This window comes from Intestinirhabdus alba (genome assembly GCF_009711095.1).
In the GTDB taxonomy this organism is placed as follows: domain Bacteria; phylum Pseudomonadota; class Gammaproteobacteria; order Enterobacterales; family Enterobacteriaceae; genus Intestinirhabdus; species Intestinirhabdus alba.
Genome location: NZ_WMJZ01000003.1, coordinates 130,126 through 154,799, shown reverse-complemented (window position 1 = coordinate 154,799; position 24,674 = coordinate 130,126). Strand labels below are relative to the sequence as shown.

The 24,674-nt window shown below is 58.4% G+C and carries 21 protein-coding genes and 1 pseudogene; 8 read left to right on the top strand and 14 right to left on the bottom strand.

Going from position 1 to position 24,674, the window contains the following annotated elements:
- Positions 1-2,757 carry a two-component sensor histidine kinase BarA gene (gene barA / locus GJV78_RS03480; protein ID WP_155107012.1) on the top strand — a complete coding sequence of 919 codons (2,757 nt, stop codon included), beginning with the start codon at positions 1-3 and terminating at the stop codon, positions 2,755-2,757.
- A gap of 433 nt (positions 2,758-3,190) precedes the next feature.
- On the opposite strand, the gene GJV78_RS03475 is transcribed toward barA, so the two are convergent.
- The 9 genes from GJV78_RS03475 to syd form a co-directional block, all read right to left on the bottom strand.
- Positions 3,191-3,928 carry an ETEC_3214 family protein gene (locus GJV78_RS03475; RefSeq protein WP_167519360.1) on the bottom strand — a complete coding sequence of 246 codons (738 nt, stop codon included), beginning with the start codon at positions 3,926-3,928 and terminating at the stop codon, positions 3,191-3,193.
- A 476-nt stretch (positions 3,929-4,404) separates the two neighbouring features.
- Complete coding sequence (gene gudD, locus GJV78_RS03470; protein WP_155107011.1) at positions 4,405-5,745, bottom strand: glucarate dehydratase; 1,341 nt, start codon at positions 5,743-5,745, stop codon at positions 4,405-4,407.
- 21 nt (positions 5,746-5,766) lie between these two features.
- Positions 5,767-7,107, bottom strand: a complete 1,341-nt coding sequence (locus GJV78_RS03465; RefSeq protein ID WP_155107010.1) for an enolase C-terminal domain-like protein — start codon at positions 7,105-7,107, stop codon at positions 5,767-5,769.
- A gap of 2 nt (positions 7,108-7,109) precedes the next feature.
- The gene (gudP, locus tag GJV78_RS03460) at positions 7,110-8,462 is read right to left on the bottom strand and encodes a galactarate/glucarate/glycerate transporter GudP (RefSeq protein WP_155107009.1); all 1,353 of its coding nucleotides are present in this window, start codon (positions 8,460-8,462) and stop codon (positions 7,110-7,112) included.
- A 583-nt stretch (positions 8,463-9,045) separates the two neighbouring features.
- Positions 9,046-9,492 carry a flavodoxin gene (locus GJV78_RS03455; RefSeq protein ID WP_155107008.1) on the bottom strand — a complete coding sequence of 149 codons (447 nt, stop codon included), beginning with the start codon at positions 9,490-9,492 and terminating at the stop codon, positions 9,046-9,048.
- Between the two features lie 45 nt (positions 9,493-9,537).
- Positions 9,538-9,672 carry a hypothetical protein gene (locus GJV78_RS23910; protein ID WP_269140439.1) on the bottom strand — a complete coding sequence of 45 codons (135 nt, stop codon included), beginning with the start codon at positions 9,670-9,672 and terminating at the stop codon, positions 9,538-9,540.
- Between the two features lie 118 nt (positions 9,673-9,790).
- On the bottom strand, positions 9,791-10,558 hold the full coding sequence (gene truC, locus GJV78_RS03450; protein ID WP_155107007.1) for a tRNA pseudouridine(65) synthase TruC: 768 nt from the start codon (positions 10,556-10,558) through the stop codon (positions 9,791-9,793).
- On the bottom strand, positions 10,558-10,887 hold the full coding sequence (locus GJV78_RS03445) for a YqcC family protein (protein ID WP_155107006.1): 330 nt from the start codon (positions 10,885-10,887) through the stop codon (positions 10,558-10,560). The genes truC and GJV78_RS03445 overlap by 1 nt, the downstream gene beginning before the upstream one ends.
- Positions 10,888-11,505: 618 nt before the next feature.
- Positions 11,506-12,051 carry a SecY-interacting protein gene (gene syd, locus GJV78_RS03440; RefSeq protein WP_167519351.1) on the bottom strand — a complete coding sequence of 182 codons (546 nt, stop codon included), beginning with the start codon at positions 12,049-12,051 and terminating at the stop codon, positions 11,506-11,508.
- Between the two features lie 67 nt (positions 12,052-12,118).
- Here syd and queF point away from each other — a divergent pair, with 67 nt between their 5' ends.
- The 5 genes and pseudogenes from queF to xni all read left to right on the top strand — a co-directional run bounded on the left by queF (position 12,119) and on the right by xni (position 18,685).
- The gene (gene queF, locus GJV78_RS03435) at positions 12,119-12,967 is read left to right on the top strand and encodes an NADPH-dependent 7-cyano-7-deazaguanine reductase QueF (protein WP_155107005.1); all 849 of its coding nucleotides are present in this window, start codon (positions 12,119-12,121) and stop codon (positions 12,965-12,967) included.
- A gap of 164 nt (positions 12,968-13,131) precedes the next feature.
- Entirely contained in the window at positions 13,132-14,496 is a 1,365-nt protein-coding gene (ppnN, locus tag GJV78_RS03430; RefSeq protein WP_155107004.1) for a nucleotide 5'-monophosphate nucleosidase PpnN, read from the top strand.
- Between the two features lie 482 nt (positions 14,497-14,978).
- Positions 14,979-16,268: an HAAAP family serine/threonine permease gene (locus tag GJV78_RS03425; RefSeq protein ID WP_155107003.1), complete on the top strand. Its 1,290-nt coding sequence runs from the start codon at positions 14,979-14,981 to the stop codon at positions 16,266-16,268.
- A gap of 172 nt (positions 16,269-16,440) precedes the next feature.
- Positions 16,441-17,808: an L-serine ammonia-lyase gene (locus GJV78_RS03420; protein ID WP_155107002.1), complete on the top strand. Its 1,368-nt coding sequence runs from the start codon at positions 16,441-16,443 to the stop codon at positions 17,806-17,808.
- A 115-nt stretch (positions 17,809-17,923) separates the two neighbouring features.
- Positions 17,924-18,685, top strand: a pseudogene (gene xni, locus GJV78_RS03415) (flap endonuclease Xni).
- 141 nt (positions 18,686-18,826) lie between these two features.
- On the opposite strand, the gene rlmM reads toward xni, so the two are convergent.
- The 4 genes from rlmM to GJV78_RS03395 all read right to left on the bottom strand — a co-directional run bounded on the left by rlmM (position 18,827) and on the right by GJV78_RS03395 (position 21,828).
- The gene (gene rlmM / locus GJV78_RS03410) at positions 18,827-19,927 is read right to left on the bottom strand and encodes a 23S rRNA (cytidine(2498)-2'-O)-methyltransferase RlmM (RefSeq protein WP_155107001.1); all 1,101 of its coding nucleotides are present in this window, start codon (positions 19,925-19,927) and stop codon (positions 18,827-18,829) included.
- Positions 19,920-20,315: a DUF423 domain-containing protein gene (locus tag GJV78_RS03405; RefSeq protein WP_155107000.1), complete on the bottom strand. Its 396-nt coding sequence runs from the start codon at positions 20,313-20,315 to the stop codon at positions 19,920-19,922. Before GJV78_RS03405 ends, rlmM begins: the two co-directional genes overlap by 8 nt.
- A 9-nt stretch (positions 20,316-20,324) precedes the next feature.
- Entirely contained in the window at positions 20,325-21,251 is a 927-nt protein-coding gene (gene gcvA, locus GJV78_RS03400) for a glycine cleavage system transcriptional regulator GcvA (protein ID WP_155106999.1), read from the bottom strand.
- 349 nt (positions 21,252-21,600) lie between these two features.
- A complete protein-coding gene (locus tag GJV78_RS03395; protein ID WP_155106998.1) occupies positions 21,601-21,828 on the bottom strand; it encodes a YgdI/YgdR family lipoprotein in 228 nt (75 codons plus the stop codon).
- Between the two features lie 191 nt (positions 21,829-22,019).
- Between GJV78_RS03395 and csdA the strand changes: the two genes are divergently transcribed.
- A complete protein-coding gene (csdA, locus tag GJV78_RS03390) occupies positions 22,020-23,225 on the top strand; it encodes a cysteine desulfurase CsdA (RefSeq protein WP_155106997.1) in 1,206 nt (401 codons plus the stop codon).
- The gene (gene csdE / locus GJV78_RS03385) at positions 23,225-23,668 is read left to right on the top strand and encodes a cysteine desulfurase sulfur acceptor subunit CsdE (RefSeq protein WP_155106996.1); all 444 of its coding nucleotides are present in this window, start codon (positions 23,225-23,227) and stop codon (positions 23,666-23,668) included. Before csdA ends, csdE begins: the two co-directional genes overlap by 1 nt.
- A gap of 37 nt (positions 23,669-23,705) precedes the next feature.
- Here the strand turns inward: csdE and tcdA are convergent, their stop codons facing one another.
- Positions 23,706-24,509: a tRNA cyclic N6-threonylcarbamoyladenosine(37) synthase TcdA gene (gene tcdA, locus GJV78_RS03380; RefSeq protein WP_155106995.1), complete on the bottom strand. Its 804-nt coding sequence runs from the start codon at positions 24,507-24,509 to the stop codon at positions 23,706-23,708.
- Between the last annotated feature and the right edge of the window lie 165 nt (positions 24,510-24,674).

The following is a 24,674-nucleotide window of genomic DNA, read 5'->3' as shown; positions in this document are numbered from 1 at the left end:
ATGACCAACTACAGCCTGCGCGCTCGCATGATGATTCTGATCCTGGCCCCGACCGTGCTGATAGGTCTACTGCTCAGTATTTTTTTCGTGGTGCATCGCTATAACGACCTCCAGCGTCAGCTGGAAGACGCCGGAGCCAGCATTATTGAACCTCTCGCCGTCTCCACCGAGTATGGCATGACGCTGCAGAATAAAGAGTCTATCGGCCAGCTAGTCAGCGTACTGCACCGCCGTCACTCCAACATTGTGCGGGCGATCTCAGTTTATGACGAACATAACCGTCTTTTTGTGACCTCTAATTTTCTTCTCGATCCGTCAAACCTGCAGCTACCGCCCGATACCCCGTTTCCCCGCCAGCTGAGCGTCTCCCGGCAGGGCGACACGCTGATTCTGCGCACCCCCATTATTTCGGAACGCTATTCGCCGGACGAGTCCGTGCTGACCAACGCTAAGATCGACAAAAATACGCTGGGCTACGTGGCGCTTGAGCTGGATCTCAAATCGGTACGGCTACAGCAGTATAAAGAGATTTTTATCTCCTGCGTCATGATGCTGTTCTGTACCGGCATCGCCTTAATTTTCGGCTGGCGTCTGATGCGCGACGTCACCGGCCCGATCCGCAACATGGTCAATACCGTGGACCGCATTCGTCGCGGCCAGCTCGACAGTCGAGTCGAGGGCTTTATGCTGGGCGAGCTGGATATGCTGAAAAACGGCATTAACTCGATGGCGATGTCGCTGGCGGCCTACCATGAGGAGATGCAGCATAATATCGACCAGGCCACCTCCGACCTGCGCGAAACGCTGGAGCAGATGGAGATTCAGAACGTCGAGCTGGATCTGGCGAAAAAGCGCGCCCAGGAAGCGGCGCGCATTAAGTCCGAGTTTCTCGCCAATATGTCGCACGAACTGCGCACCCCGCTCAACGGAGTGATCGGCTTTACCCGCCTGGCGCTCAAAACCGAGCTGAACCCCACCCAGCGCGACCACCTGAACACCATCGAACGTTCGGCGAATAATCTGCTGACGATCATCAACGACGTGCTCGACTTCTCCAAGCTGGAGGCGGGCAAGCTGATCCTGGAAAGCATTCCCTTCCCGCTGCGCAACACGCTTGACGAGGTGGTGACGCTGCTGGCCCACTCCTCCCACGATAAGGGGCTGGAGCTGACGCTGAGCATCAAGAACGACGTGCCGGACAACGTTATTGGCGACCCGCTGCGCCTGCAGCAGGTGATCACCAATCTGGTGGGCAACGCCATCAAGTTTACTGAGAACGGCAATATCGACATTCTGGTGGAGAAGCGCGCGCTCAGCACCACCAAGGTGCAGATCGAAGTGCAGATCCGCGACACCGGCATCGGCATTCCCGAGCGCGATCAGTCGCGCCTGTTCCAGGCCTTCCGCCAGGCGGACGCCAGCATTTCACGGCGTCATGGCGGAACCGGGCTGGGGCTGGTGATCACCCAGAAGTTGGTTAACGAGATGGGCGGAAATATCTCCTTCCACAGCCAGCCCGGCCGCGGTTCAACCTTCTGGTTCCATATTAATCTCGATCTGAATCCGGGCGTGATCGTCGACGGTCCGCCGACCCACTGCCTGAGCGGAAAGCGTATCGCCTACGTGGAGCCGAACACCGCCGCCGCCCAGTGTACGCTGGATATTCTGTACGACACGCCGCTGGAGGTGATCTACAGCCCGACCTTCTCCAGCCTGCCGGTGGAACGCTACGACATGATGCTGCTCGGCGTGGCGGTCACCTTCCGCGAGCCGCTCACCGTGCAGCATGAGTGGCTGGAAAAGGCGGTGACCATGACGGACCATCTGCTCCTCGCCCTGCCCTGCCACGGCCAGGTGAACGCGGAACAGCTCAAACGGGACGGCATCACGGCCTGCCTGCTGAAGCCGCTCACCTCCACGCGCCTGCTGCCGGCGCTGACGAAGTTCTGTCCGGGCAGCCCGCTCCACGAGATCCAGTCGCCCAGCGAAAGCAAAATCAACATGACCGTTATGGCGGTGGATGATAATCCCGCCAACCTGAAGCTTATCGGCACTCTGCTGGAGGATATGGTTCAGCAGGTGGAGCTGTGCGACAGCGGGCAGCAGGCGGTAGACCGCGCCCGGCAGATGCAGTTCGATCTGATCCTGATGGATATCCAGATGCCGGACATGGACGGCATTCGGGCGTGCGAGCTGATCCACCAGCTTCCTCACCAGCAGCAAACGCCGGTTATCGCCGTGACGGCTCATGCGATGGCCGGGCAAAAAGAGAAGCTGCTGAGCGCCGGGATGAACGACTACCTGGCGAAGCCCATCGAAGAAGAGAAGCTGCACAACCTGCTGCTGCGCTACCAGCCCGGCTCCGGCGTCTGTACCCGGGTGATCCCGCCGGAGCCGGTGGAGCTGCTCATAAATCAGAACGAGACGCTCGACTGGCAGCTGGCGCTGCGCCAGGCCGCCGGGAAAACCAACCTGGCGCGGGATATGCTGCGAATGCTCATCGATTTCCTGCCGGAGGTGCGCAACAGGATTGAGGAGCAGTTGGTGGGAGAACATAGCGGCGGGCTGGTGGATTTGATTCACAAGCTGCACGGCAGCTGCGGCTATAGCGGCGTGCCGCGGCTGAAAAACCTTTGCCATCTGATTGAAAGCCAGCTGCGCAGCGGCGTCCGGGAGAGCGAGCTGGAGCCTGAGCTGCTGGAGCTGCTGGACGAGATGGACAACGTGGCGCGCGAAGCGAAGAAAATGCTGGGTTAAGAGGTTAAGAACGTAGCCAAACGTTTAAGTGAGTAGCTCAACCTTGCGCTGACAGGTTTCGGCGGCAGAACGCCGAAATCTTTCAGGCGGGTTTGAGCAAGGAACGGATATATCTGTTCTGACGTAGCCTAAATAGCTGCGTCTAATACCGCTACACCTGCCGGTTACTGACATATGGCTGGTTGCGTACGGGCAACGCATTTCAGACCCGATTCAGCCCAGTCAGGCAGAGAACCACAATGCCTTGCCCTGCAAGCGCCAGATGAAAGTGGAGCACTATATCCGCGCAGCTATTTAGTGTTTACTCCTGGCACGAAGCGGAAGAACTTACTGAGTTGAAGGTCCGCTGTAAGCGAAAAGCGGACATCAGTGCTGATTAGATTAGCTAGTCTAATTGTAACTGCCTAATTTGAAACGAAAATGGTATGATCTACTAATCTTTATCTGGAATGTCTCTCGCATCGTAATAACCAATCCCAAGCCCAAAGCTTAACTCAAGCCCCTCAGGACTTCCGAGGATATCACCTACCCCAAATGTATTTGGAGCATTATTACTTCTGAATTTCACAAGATCTTTTTTATTTGGAGGTGATTTACTGTCATTAGAAAAATCAGGAAGGGGATGCAATTCAAAATAATCAACTCCAGCAGGATTATAGGCAAGGTAAAAATTCCTATAGTTACCAGGATTTCCTAAATAATGCCCTTCCTCATATTGATAGAATTTCGATGAATAGCTCGACTGCAAATAATCAATATTGTTTCCAAAATCTTTGAACTTATGTCCAAGAGTTTTTCTTAGATATGGTACTTCAGGATGAAAATTCTTATCCCTGCTGGTTACGGAATAAAGTATCACTGTGTTATTATTATCATAAACCAGTTGCAGATAGAACTTTTTGAAGGAGTAAATATATTCATGAACCCTGCCATCCTCAGAATGTTCTTCCTTTACGGGGGGGCCAAAAATTGATTCAATGTACTTTACCGACGCCCCGGTATAAATTACATGAAGATTATCTTCCGCTTTTTTTTGCAAAAATTTATCTGCGATATTTTGATATAAATCAAACACTCCATTCAGTGCTCCAAAATATCCCAAAAGAGCCAGAATACCACTCAAAAAAACAGTAATTAATGATTTTTTAAATTTTTTAGGGGGATGTGACACAATTCTTCTCTTATTGCTTTTTTTAAGCTTTTTTTTGGAGTGTGACATGATTTCTCTCTTATCTATTTTTCAAAATCCCATTTGTTTCTGAATGTAAATTAAAACACTGGCATGTAAAAAAGTCATTCTTATTTAAGATTAAGTCAAAAATTTATCGAACGACATGGTATTAACCTTTCATACTTAAAGCAATGTCCGCCTCTGGCACAGAGCGGACAAGCTCAATGCTTGTAGATTCCGCTAAGCGCTGTCAGTCAGGTTTGGCTCTGTATCATCGCTGCATAATGTCAAATCTGAGCGCATACACGCGAAAGCCTTCATCCATCAAGGGCGAAAGTTTGTAAGATCAATATTGCCTGTTGATGTTCGCCTGCCGGGCGCAAGAAGGGAAACATGCTTTGCTCAAAAAGCTAAAGGTCCGGCGGGAGCCGGACCTTTGCGAACGGAACGCCGGCGGGCAGCCGGCGTCCGGGGCGCTAGCGCACCATGCACGGGCGCTTGTTGTCGAAGGTCCAGTTCGGGATCAGGTACTGCATTCCCATCGCATCGTCGCGGGCGCCGAGGCCGTACTTCTGATACAGCTCGTTGGCCTTCATCACCTGATCCATATCCAGCTCCACGCCGAGGCCCGGCTTCGTCGGCACCTGCACCATTCCGCCTTTGATTTCGAACGGCTCCCTGGTCAGGCGCTGGTTGCCCTCCTGCCAGATCCAGTGGGTGTCGATGGCGGTGATATTGCCCGGCGCGGCAGCGGCCACGTGGGTGAACATCGCCAGCGAAATATCGAAGTGGTTGTTGGAGTGCGAGCCCCAGGTCAGGCCGAACTCGTGGCACATCTGCGCCACGCGCACCGAGCCTTGCATGGTCCAGAAGTGCGGGTCGGCCAGCGGAATATCCACCGACTGCAGCGACAGCGTATGGCCCATCTGCCGCCAGTCGGTGGCAATCATGTTGGTGGCGGTGGGCAGGCCGGTGGCGCGACGGAATTCGGCCATCACCTCGCGCCCGGAGAAGCCCTGCTCCGCACCGCACGGATCTTCCGCATAGGCCAGCGTCCCCTTCAGGTATTTACCGATTTTAATCGCCTCATTCAGCGACCAGGCACCGTTTGGATCCAGGGTCACCCGCGCATCCGGGAAGCGTTTTGCCAGCGCCACGATGGACTCCGCCTCTTCTTCACCCGCCAGTACCCCACCCTTCAGTTTGAAATCGTTGAAACCATACTTCTCATATGCCGCTTCCGCCAGGCGCACCACCGCGTCCGGCGTCATCGCCTCTTCGTGGCGCAGGCGATACCAGTCGCATTTCTCATCCGGCTGGCTCTGGTACGGCAGCGGAGTCGCCCTGCGGTTGCCGACGAAGAACAGATAGCCGAGCATTTCCACTTCGCTGCGCTGCTGGCCGTCGCCCAGCAGCGAGGCCACGTTGACGCCCAGATGCTGCCCCAGCAGATCGAGCATTGCGGATTCGATGCCGGTGACCACATGAATAGTGGTGCGCAGATCGAAGGTCTGCAGGCCGCGGCCGCCCGCATCGCGATCGGCAAAGGCGCTGCGCACGGCGGTCAGCACGTTTTTGTATTCGCCCAGCGTTTTGCCCACCACCAGCGGGATCGCATCCTCCAGCGTCTTACGGATCTTCTCGCCACCCGGAATTTCCCCTGTGCCGGTATGTCCGGAATTGTCCTTAATAATAACGATATTACGGGTGAAGAACGGGGCATGGGCACCGCTCAGGTTCATCAGCATACTGTCGTAGCCCGCAACCGGGATAACCTGCATGGAAGTAACAACGGGAGAGGTAAATTGTGTGCTCATTATTTAATCCTTATTGCAAAATCAGTGACGTCCAAAAACGGGACGTTTGCGATCGAAGGTCCAGCCGGGGATCAGATACTGCATGGGACCTGCGTCATTACGCGCGCCGCCGGGCAGCGATTTATAGGCTTCATGCGCCTTCTCTACCTGCACCCAGTCCAGCTCCACGCCCAGCCCCGGCGCGTCCGGCACGGCGATCTTTCCCTGCTGGATCTGCAGCGGATTTTTGGTCAGGCGGCAGTCGCCCTCCTGCCAGATCCAGTGGGTGTCGATAGCCGTCGGATTACCCGGCGCGGCGGCCCCCACGTGGGTGAACATCGCCAGCGAAATATCAAAATGGTTATTGGAATGGCAGCCCCAGGTCAGCCCCCAGTCGTCACACAGTTGCGCTACCCGCACCGCCCCGGAAAGGGTCCAGAAGTGCGGATCGGCCAGCGGAATATCCACCGCGTTGAGCATCACCGCGTGGCCCATTTCACGCCAGTTGGTGGCGATCATATTGGTGGCTACCGGCAGCCCCGTCGCGCGGCGGAACTCGGCCATCACCTCGCGCCCGGAGAAGCCCTGCTCCGCGCCGCACGGATCTTCGGCGTAGGTCAGAACGTCGTTCAGCCCTTTGCACAGGGCGATAGCCTCATCGAGCAGCCATGCGCCGTTCGGTTCGACGGCGATCCGCGCATCGGGAAAACGCCGCTTCAGCGCCCGGGCGGTTTCGATCTCCTGCTCGCCGGGCAGCACACCCCCCTTCAGCTTGAAATCCTTAAAGCCGTAGCGATCCTGCGATGCCTCCGCCAGCCGCACCACCGCCTCGCTGCTGAGCGCCTCCTGATGGCGCAGGTGATACCACTCATGGCCGCCGGGAGTGCTCTCCAGGTAGGGCAGATCGCTCCTGGTGCGATCGCCCACGTAGAACAGATAGCCCAGCACGGTTACCGCGTCGCGCTGTTTGCCCGGCCCCAGCAGCTCGCACACCGGTACGTTAAGGGCCTTGCCCAGCAGATCGAGCAGCGCCGCTTCCAGCGCCGCCACCGCGTTAACCCGCAGCTCAAAGGTCCAGGCTCCCCTGCCGAAGGTATCAAAATCGGCGGCCTGGTTGCCCTTATGCACCTGCCCTACCACCCTGTTCAGGCGGGCGATTTCCTGGCCGAGCACCATTGGCGCGGCGTCGATCAGGGTCTGATAAATCACCTCTCCGCCCGGCGCTTCGCCGACGCCGGTATTTCCGGCGCTGTCGGTCAGCACCACGATGTTGCGGGTGAAGTATGCGCTGTGCGCGCCGCCGATATTGAGCAACATGCTGTCATGACCGGCGACCGGGATCACCTTCATGTCGGTAATAACCGGACTTGATTGCGCCGTCATCTTCATTGCCCCGCGACAGGTTTCAGTTCAATACGTTTAATATCGCCCACCAGCACCAGGTAGCTCAGTACCGCGATCAGCGCATGAACGCCCACGTAGATCAGCGCGCCGTTAAAGGAGCCGGTGGTGCCGACGATATAGCCGATGGCAATAGGGGTAACAATACCGGAGATGTTACCGAACATGTTAAACAGGCCGCCGCTCAGGCCGCTAATTTCTTTCGGCGCGGTATCCGCCATCACCGCCCAGCCCAGCGCGCCAATGCCCTTACCGAAGAAGGCCAGCGCCATAAAGCCGATGATCATCCACTCCACGTCGACGTAGTTACAGAACACCATCACCATCGACAGCAGCATCCCCATCACAATCGGCGTTTTTCGGGCGATGTTCAGGGAGCCGGTGCGCCGCATCAGCCAGTCGGAAATAATCCCGCCGAGCACGCCGCCCGCGAAGCCGCAGATGGCCGGCACGGAGGCGACAAAACCGGCTTTCAGAATCGACATACCGCGCGCCTGCACCAGATAGACCGGAAACCAGGTGATAAAGAAGTAGGTCAGGGCGTTAATGCAGTACTGGCCGATATAAACCCCGATCATCATACGCGAGCCAAGCAGCTGCTTCACCTGCTGCCATTTGACGCTCAGGGGCACTTTCGCTTTGGTGTTTTTCTGATCCATGTTGATCAGCGCGCCACCCTCGGCGATATAGTCCAGCTCTTTTTGGTTGACGCCCGGATGCTGGTTCGGCTCGTGGATCACCTTCAGCCAGATAAAGCTGATAACGATCCCCAATCCTCCCATAAAGAAGAAGACGTGCGACCAGCCCACCTGGTGGGTCAACCAGCCCATGATCGGGGCGAAAATAACGGTGGCAAAATATTGCGCGGAGTTGAAGATAGCCACCGCCGTGCCTCTCTCCTGCGCCGGGAACCAGGCCGCGACGATACGGCTGTTGCCGGGGAAGGAGGGCGCTTCGGCCAGCCCGACCAGGAAACGCAGGGTAAACAGCGCCACGATAATCCCGAAGCCGCTAAAGATATCCACAAAGCCCTGCAGCAGGGTAAACATGGACCAGATGAAAATAGACCAGAAGTAAACACGTTTTGAACCAAAGCGGTCCAGCAGCCAGCCGCCCGGGATCTGCCCGATAACGTAGGCCCATGAGAAAGCGGAGAAGACATAGCCCATCCCGACCGGATCGAGACCAATATCCCTGGCCATCTCCGAGCCGGCGATGGATAGCGTGGCGCGGTCGCCGTAGTTGAAGGACGTAACGATAAACAGCATCACCACGATCCAGTAGCGGGCGTTAGTGCGTTTTTCCGCACTACCCGCCGCGTGACTTAATGAACTCATTGTTGCACTCCTGAATTTTCGCGTTTGTTACGCTCACTCTGCACGGCACAACCGCAAGGGAAACAGAGATGGCGCAAGAGGTATTTACCGTTCTGTTCCAGACCTCTAAGGGCGCAGCCCGCGAGCGCTGACGCGATACAAAACGCCCGTGGCGTTTATCGGTTAGCTGGAATAGTCGGGATATATGCAGCTTCTTTAACAGGTCGTTAGCCGTGCCTGCCGCATTTTTTTATCGCTGTCAGAAGCAGTATAAAAAGCACTTTGCGCGGCCTCACCGTGCAACAACACAACATTTGCGTTATTTATCACGTATGTTTCTGGCAAAAGCACAGGGAAGTGGAAGCCGCTTCACGGAAATGAAAAACGGGCCGCTAAACGGCGTTGCGCCGAAGGCAGGAAGTAAGGAGTGTGAAACAGGTCGCTTGACCCTATGAAAACGCCCGTAAAAATCCGCTGACAGCGCGCTTTTTTACGGGCATATGCCTGAAGCTAACTCGATTCAGTCAGGTTTTTGATCGCGCCACGCTGGTTTTAGCGGCTCCCGCGCCGTCGCACAGGGGCCGCCGGCGCGCGGGCCTGTCGCCTACAGCAGCCTCCCCCAGCGTTCCACCCAGGGGCTGGATTCGCTTTCAGGTTCCGGATGTTCGCTGGCGTCAATCAGCAGCACCTCACCCACGCGCCGCGCGCCCTGCTCCTGCAGCAGCGCGTCGAACCGCAGGCCGCCGTTGCAAAAGTTCGCGTAGGTGCTGTCACCCAGCGCAATCACCCCGTAGCGCAGGTCGGGCTGAAAGCCGAGCCGCTCGCGGATCTCCCCGAACAGCGGCGCGATGCCAGGGGGCAGATCGCCCTGTCCGGTGGTTGAGGTGACCACCAGCGCGACCTTATCCAGATAGCGCTGCCAGTCCGCCAGCCGCGGATCTTCATAAACGGTCGCCTGATGCCCCTGGGCCGTCAGGATTGCCGCGGCCTCCTCGGCCACCAGCAGCGCATTCCCGTACAGCGTGCCGACAAAAATACCGATTTCCGCCATTTACTTCTCTCCCGAATTAAAAGCCGTTCTCTTAGGCTGTGTCCCTTAACCGGGCGTGGCGTCGACGCTGAGCCAGAAGCGCGTAATCAAGGCGGAGGGCGCAGGACGTAGTGAACTACGTTCAAGCCCGACAACGCCGAGTACGCACTTCTGGCTCGCGTCCCGCAGGGCTGGGGCCATTCAGGCCCGCTGCTGCGTTGCTCGCCGCGCATCTGGAATAACCAGACCTTACGGCTCGCGCCTTGCCCCAGGCCTGAATGACCTCCAGCGACGCTCACGAACGGTTAAGGGACATAGCCTAATCCTGGACCGGCGGCTCCCTTAACTCAACCCTTTCATTCTCAGGGAGAAGCCCGCGCCAGCCGAACTGCGTCAGCGCCTGCATCCATACGTCGTCCAGCCCGGCGCAGATCGTCAGCGGTTCGCCGGTGAAGGGATGATCCAGGGTCAGCCGGCTGGCGTGCAGCATCAGCCTGGCGCAGCCGAAGTGCTCCGCCGCGCTGCGGTTCTGTCGCAGATCCCCATGCTTGCTGTCGCCGACGATCGGGTGGCGCAGGTGCGCCAGATGGCGTCTGAGCTGATGCTTACGCCCGGTTTGCGGCTCCAGCTCCACCAGGCCGTAGCGCGTGGTGGGATAGCGTCCCGTCGCCACAGGCATTTCGACCGTCGCCAGCCCCCGGTAGCGCGTTACCGCAGGCTGCGGCGCTTTATCCCGGCGGGTGAATTTATCGGCGATCTTGTCCAGCTCCTCCACCAGCGGGTAGTCCAGCACCGCCTCCTCCTGCAGCCAACCGCGCACGATGGCGTGGTAGCGCTTGTGAATTTGATGCTGTTCAAACTGCCGGGACAGAAGACGTCCGGCCTCGCTGGACAGCCCCATCAGCAGAACGCCGGAGGTAGGCCGGTCCAGGCGGTGGGCGGTAAAGACGTGCTGGCCTATCAGATCGCGGACGGTTTGCATCACCACCACTTTTTCATCGCGATCGAGCCAGCTGCGATGCACCAGCCAGCCGGAGGGCTTGTTGACCGCAACCAGCCACTCATCCTGATAGAGGATCTCCAGCATCAGCAGGCATCACCCGCCAACAGGGCGTCCAGCGCCTGCAGGCTCTCCAGCAGCCGCTCCCGCAGCGGATGGTCCGCCGCCAGCGCCATTTCATAATAGGGTGCCACCGCGAAGGCCTCCGGCAGCGGCCGGGCGGCGTCCAGCAGAGCGTGCATACGGGGGAGCAGCACCCACTGCAGCCATTCGAGCGGCTCCATGGTGTCCATATAAAAAGGCTGGTTACTGGTGAACAGCTGCGCCTGCGGCTCGTCCGTTCGCCAGTACTGATGTTCACGCAGCAGCGCTTCAAGCGCGTGCAGCTGTTGCCGCACCCGATCGTGAGTCGTCATGGCCTTAACCTCTGTGAGAAAACTGGCGCGAAGAATAGCAAATAAAAAAAGGGAGCACTGTAAAAAACAGTGCTCCCGGTTCGTTTCGCAGCATTCCAGCTACTTTTAGTGCTCCCTGCTCATCCGTGACAACTTTTTCCTGTGGTCTTACGACCTGTTTGTTCTTCCTGAACGTTTGCTTCCTGCCCACACCATCCGATGTGTTAGCTTCATCCTGAAGCGTCCTGGCCTTCCTGACCCGCCTGTCATCCTGACCGGCTCTCGTTCTCCATCCTGGAGGTGTCCCTTAACGCATCCTGCGTTATCCTTTTGCTTCATCCTGAAGCCTTTCCCTGTATCGCCATCCCGGCGGGTTCCTGTGAGGCGTCACCATCCTGATGTTCACCTCGTGTGCGACTCCCTGTCGACGTAGACAGAATCCCTTTTTTTACCTACCCTTACAAGACGCTTACAGATAATTCCTTAAGAATACTTTCACTTGAAGTCTGATTTCTTTAGTTTAATTAGCTGTTTTATAAAATTTTATTTTTAAATTAAGCGGTTAAGACTGAGAAAAAATCCTGGCGATCTCCTACAGGGCATGTAAGAGATGTCTCACAGACTTATGGGCAAAATGGATTACAGACAAGGATTAATTTGACTCAGAAAATCCGCAAGTGACGCCGCCAGCACGGTGCGCTTAGGAGTACCCAGCGTTTCCTTAACCACCTCACCGGAGAGATTACACAGCGAAATGACCTCCAGCTCCGCCTCCTGCGTGGCGATAAACAGCGTCGGCGATAGCTTAAGCCGTTTCTGAGTGACCAGGTGGCCAATCAGGTTTTCCTGAACGCGCCTGAAGTCATCTGCGCTCCACGTTTGCAGCAGCGTCAGCGTTTCATCGGCGAACCGCGCCTGCATATCGCCAGCGTACTGAGTGGTATAAAACGCATGGAGCGCGGGTTGTATCACAATATCTAACGCCCGTTCAACCCCGCCGAGGTTCTTTACCCCGGCAAACGGCTGCGGCTGCCAGTAAACGGCGTCGCGAGTGGTCGAAATAACGCAGGGAGAAGGCACGCCGTACAGCTCCGCGCTCAGCGGCCAGCTGCTGTTTTTCTCGTGCCATGCGTCGCAGTAACGCCCGGTAAAGGCCTCCAGGGCCTGCGCGGTCAGGTGGTCCACTGATTTCTCTCTTTATAAAAGCAGGATACACTGGCCGCATAGTGTAACTGGTTTAGGATAGTGAAACATGTCTTCTTATGAAAACCATCAGGCCCTCGACGGCCTGACGCTCGGAAAATCAACCGATTACCGGGATATTTACGATCCCGGCCTGCTGCAGGGCGTGCCGCGCAGCCTGAACCGCGACCCGCTGGGGCTAAAGGCGGACCGCCTGCCGTTTCACGGCGCAGATATCTGGACCCTCTACGAGCTGTCCTGGCTGAACGCCAGAGGGCTGCCGCAGGTGGCCGTCGGCCACGTCGAGCTGGACTACCGCAGCGTTAACCTGGTGGAGTCAAAAAGCTTTAAGCTCTATCTGAACAGCTTTAACCAGACCCGCTTTGACTCCCCGGAGGCGGTGCGCCAGACGCTGGAAACGGATCTCCGCGCCTGCGCCGGGGGCGAGGTGCGCGTCGCGCTTTACCGCCTCGACGAGCTTGAGGGCCAGCCTGTCGCCCGTCTCCACGGCGTCTGCATCGACGATCGGGATATCGCCATCGACGACTACCGCTTCAGCGCCGACTACCTGACAAACGCCGCCGGCGGTGAAAAGGTCGTGGAAGAGACCCTGGTCAGCCATCTGCTGAAGTCAAACTGCCTCATCACCCACCAGCCGGACTGGGGCTCCGTCCAGATCCAGTATCGCGGCCGCCGGATCGATCGTGAAAAGCTGCTGCGCTATCTGGTCTCATTCCGCAACCATAACGAGTTTCACGAACAGTGCGTGGAGCGTATTTTCAACGACATCCTGCGCTTTTGTCAGCCGGAGAAGCTGAGCGTCTACGCCCGCTACACGCGCCGCGGCGGCCTCGACATCAACCCCTGGCGCAGCAACGCCGATTTCACACCGGCCATCGGCAGGCTGGCGCGTCAGTAACCTTTTTCACCGCGTTACGCGACGGAAGGCGCGCGCAAGGTTGTGAAATATCCGCCGCCGGGGCTATGGTAAATCATTCGGGCGGTATACCAACGCCAGCGCGCGGCCCGAACCATGATGGGTATCATAAGGGAACGACGTCTGGCGTCCCGTAAGGAGTTTACTTGATTACACATATTAGTCCTCTTGGCTCAATGGATATGCTGTCGCAGCTGGAAGTGGATATGCTGAAGCGCACCGCCAGCAGCGATCTGTATCAACTGTTCCGCAACTGCTCGCTCGCCGTCCTGAACTCCGGCAGCCTGACCGACAACAGCAAAGAGCTGCTCTCCCGCTTTGAGAGCTTCGATATTAACGTGCTGCGCCGCGAACGCGGCGTGAAGCTGGAGCTGATCAACCCACCAGAAGACGCCTTCGTCGACGGCCGTATTATACGCGCGCTACAGGCCAACCTGTTCGCCGTGCTGCGCGACATCCTGTTCGTTAACGGGCAGATCCACAGCGCGGGCCGTTTTCAGCATCTGGATCTTGAAAGCTCCGTTCACATCACCAACCTGGTGTTCTCTATTCTGCGCAACGCCCGGGCGCTGCACGTTGGCGAAGCGCCAAACATGGTGGTCTGCTGGGGCGGGCACTCGATCAACGAAAAAGAGTACCTTTACGCCCGCCGGGTGGGCACCCAGTTGGGGCTGCGCGAGCTGAACATCTGCACCGGCTGCGGGCCGGGCGCAATGGAGGCACCGATGAAGGGAGCGGCGGTCGGCCACGCCCAGCAGCGCTATAAAGACAGCCGCTTTATCGGTATGACCGAGCCGTCGATCATCGCCGCCGAGCCGCCAAATCCGCTGGTCAACGAGCTGATTATCATGCCGGACATTGAAAAACGCCTCGAGGCGTTTGTGCGCATCGCTCACGGCATCATCATTTTCCCCGGCGGGGTGGGAACGGCGGAAGAGCTGCTTTATCTGCTGGGGATCCTGATGAACCCGGCGAACAAAGAGCAGGTGTTGCCGCTGATCCTCACCGGGCCGCAGGAGAGCGCCGACTATTTTCGCGTGCTGGACGAGTTTATTGCGCACACCCTGGGAGAGACGGCACGTCGGCACTACCGCATTATCATTGACGATGCGGCGGAAGTGGCGCGGCAGATGAAAAACGCCATGCCGCTGGTGAAAGAGCACCGGCGCGATACCGGCGACGCCTACAGCTTTAACTGGTCCATTCGCATTGCCCCGGATCTGCAGCTGCCGTTCGATCCCTCCCATGAAAATATGGCTAACCTTAAGCTCTATCCGGAAAGGCCGGTGGAAGCGCTGGCGGCGGATCTGCGCCGGGCCTTCTCGGGCATCGTGGCGGGTAACGTGAAGGAGGTGGGTATTCGCGCCATTGAGGCATACGGGCCGTACAAAATCCACGGCGACAGCAAGATGATGCGCCATATGGACGATCTGCTGCAGGGCTTCGTCGCCCAGCACCGCATGAAGCTGCCCGGCTCGGCCTATATCCCCTGCTACGAGATCTGCGCGTAGCGCCAGCGCCCGGCCTTCGTTTCGCGCCGGGCACCGTTCTAATAAATAATATAAATGATTTACCTCTGCCGGCCGCGCGCGCCGGCATTCCCATTTCTCATATTATCGCCACCATCGGCAAAAAACCGCAATCATCCACTACCAAAAGCCAAATTAACAGGCATTAACCCCGCAATCGTTCGGCACAGCGCAGAAGCACACCAGGTTAAATATCGCAAATATCAGAAATTTTACGCCCAAATCTACATTGATGCATTTTTGGCAGTTTAATGAGCTAACTTTATCCATCAGATAAGTGGATTATTGCAATTGAGATCGCGATCACTGATGCATTCATTAGTAAAATGTATCTTTCCGCCCGAAAACTATTACGGCGAAAAATTATATTAAAATCGCCCATTACAAAATTTCATTTTACCGTCAGCCGTTTTTTACCGGATTCGTCCAGAAAACTGACATTTTGCTTCCTCCAGGAGAAACCGATGGAAACCACTCAAACCCGCCCCATTACGTCAACTGAGTCGCCAGGCGCATGGCGTAAAACGGACACCATGTGGATGCTGGGCCTCTACGGCACGGCTATCGGCGCGGGCGTACTGTTCCTGCCCATTAACGCCGGCGTCGGCGGGATGATTCCGCTGATCATTATGGCGATTCTTGCTTTTCCGATGACCTTCTTTGCCCACCGCGGCCTGACCCGCTTCGTACTCTCCGGTAAAAATCCGGGCGAAGATATCACCGAAGTGGTGGAAGAGCATTTCGGCATTGGCGCGGGCAAGCTCATCACCCTGCTCTACTTCTTTGCTATCTACCCGATCCTGCTGGTTTACAGCGTGGCGATCACCAATACCGTGGAGAGCTTCCTGAGCCACCAGCTGGCCATCACCCCGCCGCCGCGCGCTATCCTGTCGCTGATTCTGATCGTCGGTATGATGACCATTGTGCGCTTTGGCGAGCAGATGATCGTGAAGGCGATGAGCATTCTGGTGTTTCCGTTTGTGGCGGCGCTGATGCTGCTGGCCCTGTACCTGATCCCGCAGTGGAACGGGGCGGCGCTGGAAACCCTCTCCTTTGATTCCGCCGCCTCCACCGGCAACGGCCTGTGGATGACCCTGTGGCTGGCGATCCCGGTGATGGTTTTCTCCTTTAACCACTCGCCGATCATCTCCTCCTTCGCGGTGGCGAAGCGTGAAGAGTACGGCGACGCGGCGGAGAAAAAATGTTCTAAGATCCTCGGTTTCGCCCACGTAATGATGGTGCTGACCGTTATGTTCTTTGTCTTCAGCTGCGTGCTGAGCCTGACCCCGGCGGACCTGGCGGCGGCAAAGGCGCAGAACATTTCGATTCTCTCCTATCTGGCAAACCACTTTAACGCGCCGATCATCGCCTGGATGGCACCGATCATCGCGATGATCGCTATCACCAAATCCTTCCTCGGCCACTACCTCGGCGCGCGTGAAGGCTTCAACGGCATGGTGATCAAATCGCTGCGTGGTAAAGGCAAAACTATTGAAATTAATAAGCTGAACCGCATTACCGCCCTGTTCATGCTGGTGACCACCTGGCTTGTCGCCACCCTGAACCCGAGCATCCTGGGGATGATTGAAACCCTCGGCGGCCCGATTATCGCGATGATTCTGTTCCTGATGCCGATGTACGCTATCCAGAAAGTACCGGCAATGCGTAAGTACAGCGGTCACATCAGCAACGTTTTCGTTGTCATCATAGGCCTGATTGCCATCTCCGCAATTTTCTACTCGCTGTTCAGCTAAGAACACCAGGCGCTGCCCGCGGGCGGCGCTTCTTCCTGACTTCGCCTCTGAACCACTCGGGTTACGGGACAAAACGCCAGGGGCGATTTTGTCCGGCACCTGCGCTGGCCCCAAAGACCAGCCCCGCCAGCGTAACCCGACGTATGACGAGGTTAACCGTAATGGATGCCTTATGATTAGCGTATTCGATATCTTCAAAATCGGCATTGGCCCTTCCAGTTCCCACACCGTCGGCCCGATGAAAGCGGGTAAACAGTTTACGGACGACTTAATCGACCGTGGTTTACTGACCGACGTCACGCAGGTGGTGGTGGATGTCTATGGCTCTCTGTCGTTGACCGGCAAAGGCCATCACACCGACATCGCGATTATTATGGGACTGGCGGGCAACCTGCCGGATACCGTCGATATTGACGCCATCCCCGCCTTTATTCAGGATGTGAACACCCACGGACGCCTGCTGCTCGCCAACGGCCAGCACGAGGTGGCGTTTCCTGTCGACAAAAGCATGAACTTCCATGCCGATAACCTCTCCCTGCATGAAAACGGTATGCGCATTACCGCGCTGGCAGGGGAAACCGTGCTGTACAGCCAGACGTATTACTCCATCGGCGGCGGCTTTATCGTCGATGAGGCGCACTTCGGGCTGGCCGACAGCGAGCCGCTCAACGTGCCCTATCCCTACAAAACCGCCGCCGATCTGCAGAAGCACTGCCAGGCGACCGGCCTGTCGCTCTCCGGCCTGATGATGCAAAACGAGCTGGCGCTGCACGACAAGGCGGCGCTGGAGCAACACTTCGCCAGCGTCTGGGAGGTTATGCGCAGCGGCATTGAGCGCGGCATTACCACCGAAGGCGTGCTGCCGGGCAGGCTGCGCGTACCGCGCCGCGCCGCGGCCCTGCGCCGGATGCTGGTCAGCCAGGACAAAACCACCACCGATCCGATGGCGGTGGTGGACTGGATCAACATGTTCGCGCTGGCGGTAAATGAAGAGAACGCCGCGGGCGGCCGCGTGGTGACCGCCCCGACCAACGGTGCCTGCGGCATTATTCCGGCGGTGCTGGCCTACTATGACAAGTTTATCCGCCAGGTGAACGCCAATTCGCTGGCCCGCTATATGCTGGTTGCCAGCGCCATCGGCTCGCTGTACAAGATGAACGCCTCGATCTCCGGCGCGGAGGTGGGCTGCCAGGGCGAAGTGGGCGTGGCCTGCTCGATGGCCGCCGCCGGCCTCGCGGAGCTGCTGGGCGGCAGCCCCGCACAGGTCTGCATCGCCGCCGAGATCGGCATGGAGCATAACCTGGGGCTGACCTGCGACCCGGTTGCCGGACAGGTGCAGGTGCCCTGCATCGAGCGTAACGCCATTGCCGCCGTGAAGGCGGTGAACGCCGCGCGCATGGCGCTGCGCCGCACCAGCGAGCCGCGCGTATGCCTCGATAAGGTGATCGAAACCATGTACGAAACCGGCAAAGATATGAACGCCAAGTACCGCGAAACCTCCCGGGGCGGCCTGGCGATGAAAATCGTCGCCTGCGACTAACCGCCCGCAAATGAGGCCCCGTTTTGCGAGGCCTCTTCCCGTTTTCACTTCCGCCAATAGCCTCAGTCCGCCGCGAATGTTACCCTTAGCGCCAGCTCTTAAAGGGGGAATTATTGTGGCTGTTCATCTGCTTATCGTCGACGCGCTCAATCTTATCCGCCGCATTCACGCCGTTGCAGGCTCCCCCTGCGGGGAGAGCTGCCTGCACGCTCTCGACCAGCTGATTATCCACAGCCAGCCGACCCATGCCGTGGCGGTGTTTGACGACGAGGCGCGCAGCACGGGCTGGCGTCATCAGCGGCTGCCGGACTACAAGGCCGGGCGTCCGCCGATGCCAGAGGAGTTACAGCGTGAGATGCCCGCCCTGCGCGCCGCCTTTACCCGGCGCGGCGTGCCCTGCTGAGCCTCCGTGGGCAACGAGGCGGACGATCTGGCCGCCACCCTGGCGGTGAAGGTCGTTCAGGCCGGCCATCAGGCCACCATCGTCTCCACCGACAAGGGCTACTGCCAGCTGCTTTCGCCCGCGCTGCGCATTCGCGACTATTTTCAGAAACGCTGGCTGGATGCGCCATTCGTGGAAAAAGAGTTTGGCGTATCGCCCCGGCAATTGCCGGACTACTGGGGCCTGGCCGGAATCAGCAGTTCGAAGGTGCCCGGCGTGGCGGGAATCGGCCCCAGGAGCGCGACCCGGCTGCTGACGCTGTTTCAGGATCTGGAAGAACTTTACGCCCGCCTGGACGAGGTGGAGGAGAAGTGGCGCAAGAAGCTCGCCGCCCATAAAGAGATGGCGTTTCTGTGTCGCGATATTGCACGCCTGCAAACCGATCTGCATATCGACGGCAATTTGCAGCAGCTGCGGCTGACGCCCCAGGGCTAAAGGCGGCAGGCCACAGGCCGCCGCCGGGAGCCAGCCGCTGCCAGAACCGGAGCCGGACGTGCGCCAGCCATCCGGGCGGCGAACGTCCACGCTGACAGAAATCCACCAGCCTACGGCCCCGACGTCGCCGGGTGCGGAAACCTACCGCTCGTCGCGACGACCGCCGACGGCCGCCCACAGGCGGCGCACGTGTACGGTGACCTCTTCCCGGTCATGATAGAGCTGACGCGCCTGCATCTGAGCGTTAACGCCGTGCTCGTCAAGCCGGGCCTGAATCCATGCCAGGTTGTGCGACACCTCTTCGTAGCGCTTTTTCATCGGCAGCTTAAGGTTGAAAATGGTTTCCCGGCACCAGCCGTTGACCAGCCACTGGGCCATCAGCGCCGCCACTTTTGCCGGCTTCTCCACCATGTCACAGACCATCCACGAGATATTGTTGCGGTTCGGCCGGTATTTAAAGCCGTCTTCCCGCAGCCAGGTCACCTGCCCGGTATCCATCAGGCTTTGGGCCATCGGCCCGTTATCCACTGAATAAACCCACATGTTGCGTTTCACCAGCTGGTACGTCCAGCCGCCGGGGCAGGCCCCCAGATCCACCGCATACATGCCGTTCGCTAACCGCTCCTCCCACTCATCGGCCGGGATAAACACATGCAGCGCCTCCTCCAGCTTCAGCGTGGAGCGGCTTGGCGCTTCAGCGGGAAACTTCAGCCGCGGAATGCCCATATAGTAAGGCGAGTTATTATGGCTTAAGGAGTAGCCGGTATAGCAGCAGCCCGGTGCGATAAAGAACACGTGTACCACCGGACGTTTCGGCGTCTCATGGCGGGCCAGCACGCCCGCCTCGCGCAGCGCGGCGCGCAGCGGCACCGTAAACTTACGGCAGAACTTCATCAGTTCTTTACTTTCGTTAGTGTCCGCCACCTCAACCCGCAGATCGCCGCCCTTCTCCACCACGCCCTGCAGCATGCCGACGATGGGGGTAATGCGATCCTCCTGCGGCAGATGCTGGAGCAGCTCGCCCACCACAAACCACTGGCGGGCGAAAATCAGCGAACTGAACGGCAGTTCGCGAATCAACCTGTCGCCCTCCTCCGGCTGGTAGCATTCATAAATGACGTAGCCCGCGCTCTCTTTCACCCGCGCAAAGCCGAAGATTTCAAGACGTCCGGCTTTATCGGTAATTTCTGCGGCGCACTCTTTTTCAAAGCCGGGGCGGCACAGCAGGACAACTTTATTCATGACCAGGCACCTTACGCTTCAGTCGAATGGCACCGATCAGCATCAGCACCCAGCCCGCGAGGAAGCTGACGCCGCCGACGGGAGTCACAAACGCCCACAGGCGCAAATGCGAGAGCGCCAGGCAGTAGAGGCTGCCGCTGAACAGCACCGTCCCCAGCGCCAGAAGTACGCTGCTCCAGTAAAACCAGATGCTGATACGGCGCTGCATGGCCACCGCCAGCCCGAAGATCGCCAGGGTATGAAAGGCCTGATACTGAAGGCCGGTCTGGATCCAGCGCATTTCAACCGTGCCAAGAGAGTTGCTCAATACATGCGCACCGAAAGCACCCAGGGCAACGAAGATAAAGCCGCTGATGGCGGCAAAAATCAGCATAAATCGGCTGGTCATGGTAATACCCTAAATAAATGATTGTTCGTAACGAAAGCGGAATTTTTCTTGTTCGGCCGCCGCTTTCGTCAGGATCCACTGACGGAAGGCGGCTATTTTACCCAGTTCTGCCTGGCTGTCATGGCAAACCAGATAAAATGCGTTTTTGCTGACCAGAACGTCGTTAAACGGGCAGACCAGCCGCCCGGACTCGATTTCAGACTGCGCCATAACGTTGTTCGCCAGCGCCACGCCCTGACCGTGAATAGCGGCCTGCAGCACCATCGCGCTGTGGCTGAAGATCGGCCCCTGCTGGACGTTAATGTGCGTCAACCCGAGCTGCCGCGTCCAGGCCTGCCAGTCTCGCCGCGAAGCGTCATGCAGCAGCGTATGCTGCGTCAGATCTGCCGGCCTCTTCAGCGGCCTGTCGCCGGCCAACAGCTGCGGCGAGCAGACCGGCAACAGATATTCGGCGTACAGTTTTTCTACGCGCAACCCCGGCCAGTTGCCGCGACCATAGAAAATGGCGACGTCCACGTCGTCGGCCAGCTTCTCCTCCTGGCGGTCAACGGCCTGGATACGCACGTCGATCCCCGGATAAGCTGAATTAAAGCTGGAGAGCCTTGGCACCAGCCATTGAATGGCAAAACTGGGCAATAAACTGACCGTTAACGCCCCCTTGGCGCTGCGGGCCTGCAGTTTACGTGTCGCTTCGGTTAATTGCGAAAAAATTTCTTTGATGTCGAGGAAGTAGCTCTGGCCTTCTTCGGTTAACAGGAGGGAGCGGTTGCGTCGACGAAACAGCTTCAGCCCTAAGAAATCTTCAAGAGACTTGATTTGATGGCTGACTGCGGCCTGGGTCACAAAAAGTTCTTCTGCTGCGCGGGTAAAGCTCAAATGCCGGGCGGCGGCGTCAAAAACACGCAGGGCATTGAGCGGAGGTAGGCGTTTCGACATGAGTTTTCAGGCTTCAATGTTAATAAGATTTAACAACAAGGCAACGTTATGTCACCTATTAGTTTTTTTTATCTGAGCCATTATAATTTGTCCGTTGAGCTTCTACCAGCAAATACCTATAGTGGCGGCACTTCCTGAGCCGGAACGAAAAGTGTTATCGGAATGCGTGTTCTGGTGGGCTTTTGGCTTACGGTTGTGATGTTGTGTTGTTGTGTTTGCAATTGGTCTGCAATTCAGATCGCGGTAGCCAGGCTACCTTTTTTCACTTCCTGTACATTTACCCTGTCTGTCCATAGTGATTAATGTAGCACCGCAGCCTGCGGTGCTTTTTTTTGGTCGACGTCCGGTTTTATCTCTCCAGAGCCACCATCTCTTTCACGTCGGAACGGTTGATCTGCTGCTTGTTCCCGTTAGCATCTTTATAGGAAATCATCCCGGTATCGTTATCGGTCTGCGGCTTGCCGTCAGAAACGATGCTGCGTCCGTCGTTCGTGTGCATCACATAGTTTGGGCCGGAGCAGGCGCTCAGAGCAAAGGTCAGCATACAGGCGGAAATAATTGCGGCAGTCTTTTTCATCTTCTTCTCCTTACAGCGATTTATGCTATTAAAATCGTACTCAGTAACAGGCTGAAACCTTAGCCCAACACTATTCAGCATAAGACACTGGTCAGATTTCGCCAGGATAAACAGAGGATTCCGATGGCAGGAGAAACCTTGTATCGGCCGCCAATTTACGCCACGATCCGCCCACTGAACTGAGGAGTCCCATGAACGCTTTTAATCCCGCGCGGTTTCGCGCGCAGTTTCCCGCCGCCATCGACGCGGGCGTCTACCTCGACAGCGCCGCCACCGCCCTCAGGCCGCAGGCGGTGATTGAGGCCACCCGGCAGTTTTATAGCCTGAGCGCCGGCAGCGTCCATCGCAGCCAGTCTGCCGGGGCCAGGCGTCTGACCGCCCGCTATGAGGCGGCACGGGAGACGGTGGCGCGCCTGATCGACGCCCCGGCCCCCGAAACCATTGTCTGGACCCGCGGCGCGACGGAGGCGATTAACATGGTGGCCCAGTGCTACGCCCGGCCGCGCCTGCGCCCGGGGGATGAGATTATCGTCAGCGTCGCCGAACACCATGCCAACCTGGTGCCGTGGCTGATGGTGGCGCAGCAGACCGGTGCCAGGGTGGTGAAACTGCCCCTTAACGCCCACCGCCTGCCGGACGTTGAGCAACTGCCCGCGCTCATTACCCCACGCAGCCGTATTCTGGCGCTGGGGCAGATGTCAAACGTCACCGGCGGCTGCCCGGCGCTGGGGCGCGCCGTGGCGCTGGCCCATGCGGCGGAAATGGTGGTGATGGTCGACGGTGCCCAGGGCGCGGTGCATTTCCCCGCCGACGTACAGCGGCTCGATATTGATTTCTACGCCTTCTCCGGCCACAAGCTGTACGGTCCGACCGGCATCGGGGTGCTGTACGGCAAGCCCGACCTGCTGGCGGCCATGACGCCCTGGCTCGGCGGCGGCAAGATGGTAAGTGAAGTCACCTTTGACGGCTTCACTCCCCGCCCCGCCCCCTGGAAGCTGGAGGCGGGTACGCCCAACATCGCCGGCGTTATTGGCCTGAGCGCGGCGCTGGAGTGGCTGTCCGGCGAGGATATCGCCGGAGGCGAAAGCTGGAGCCGGGAGCTGGCGACGCTGGCGGAGGAGGCGCTGGCAAAGCGGCCGGGGTTTCGCACCTTCCGCTGCCAGGAGGCCAGCCTGCTGGCCTTCGAGTTCGCGGGCGTGCATCACGGCGATCTGGTGACGCTGCTGTCTGAGTACGGCATCACGCTGCGCGCCGGCCAGCACTGCGCCCAGCCACTGCTGGCGGAGCTTGGCCTGTCGGGCGTCCTGCGCGCCTCGTTTGCGCCCTATAATACAAAAAGCGATGTGGATGCGCTGGTCGACGCCGTTGACCGCGCGCTGGAACTCCTGGTGGAATAATGACAAATTCTCAGCTCGCCGGACATCCGTTCGGCACAACCGTCACCGAAGAGACGTTACGCCGCACCTTCCTGCCGCTGAGGCAGTGGGAAGAGAAATATCGTCAGCTCATTCTGCTCGGCAGGCAGCTGCCGCCCCTGCCCGGGGCGCTGAAGGCGCAGGCGAGAGAAATTGCCGGCTGCGAGAATCGCGTCTGGCTGGGCCACCGCCTGGCGGACGGGGGGACGCTGCACTTTTTCGGCGACAGCGAAGGCCGTATCGTGCGCGGGCTGCTGGCGGTGCTGCTGACCGCGGCGGAGGGGAAAACCGCCGCTGAACTGCTGGCCCGCTCTCCGCTGGCGCTGTTTGACGAGCTGGGGCTGCGCGCGCAGCTGAGCGCTTCACGCGGCCAGGGGCTAAATGCGCTCAGCGAAGCGATTATCGACGCCGCGCGTCAGGTTTGAGGCCCTTCCGGCTGACCAGACGGGCCGGATACCGCCATCAGCAACGCGCGGCTTTCGCCATCATCTTCTTCAGGGCGTGGGATACGGCAACAAACCCAAAGGTGGCGGTAACCATGGTTGCCGCACCAAACCCCGAGGCGCAGTCCATTCTTTTCGGCCCTTCCGCCGTTGCCTTCATCGCGCACACCGAGCCGTCCGCCTGCGGGTAGACCAGCGCCTCGGTTGAAAACACGCAGTCAACGCCCAGCTTGCCCTTGCTGTTTTTCACCACGCCGAAGTCGCTTTTCAGCCGCTCGCGCAGCTTTGCCGCCAGCGGGTCCTGAATCGTTTTCGCCAGATCCGCCACCTGAATCTGCGTCGGATCGATCTGCCCGCCCGCGCCGCCGGTGGTCACCAGCGGGATCTTATTGCGCCGACACCAGGCGATCAGCGCCGCCTTTGGCCGCACGCTGTCGATGGCGTCGATCACGTAGCTGTAGCCGCCGCCCAGATACTGCGCAACGTTGTCGGGCGTAACGAAGTCATCAATAACCTTCACCCGGCACTCCGGGTTGATCTGGCGAAGCCGCCCGGCCATCACCTCAGCCTTCGCCAGCCCGACGCTGTCGCACAGGGCGTGAATTTGGCGGTTGGTGTTAGTGACGCAGACGTCGTCCATATCAATCAGCGTAATGGTGCCAATGCCGGTGCGGGCCAGCGCTTCCGCCGCCCAGGAGCCGACGCCGCCGATGCCGACCACGCAAATATGCGCCCCGGCGAACAGCCGCAGCGCGCTTTCTCCATACAGACGCGCGGTGCCGCCAAAACGCTGGCGCCAGGCGTCGCTGATTACAACAGACATATCACCTCAGAATGAAAAAAGGGTGAGGCTATCCTCACCCTCATATTGCGGACAAAACGGGAGAAGCGTGGCTCCCGCTTTGTAATTAACAGCCAGAAATCAACAGGTTGATTTTCATGACTTTTATTTTAAAGCCCTTCCCCCCGGAAGCGGGGCCGAAGGTGT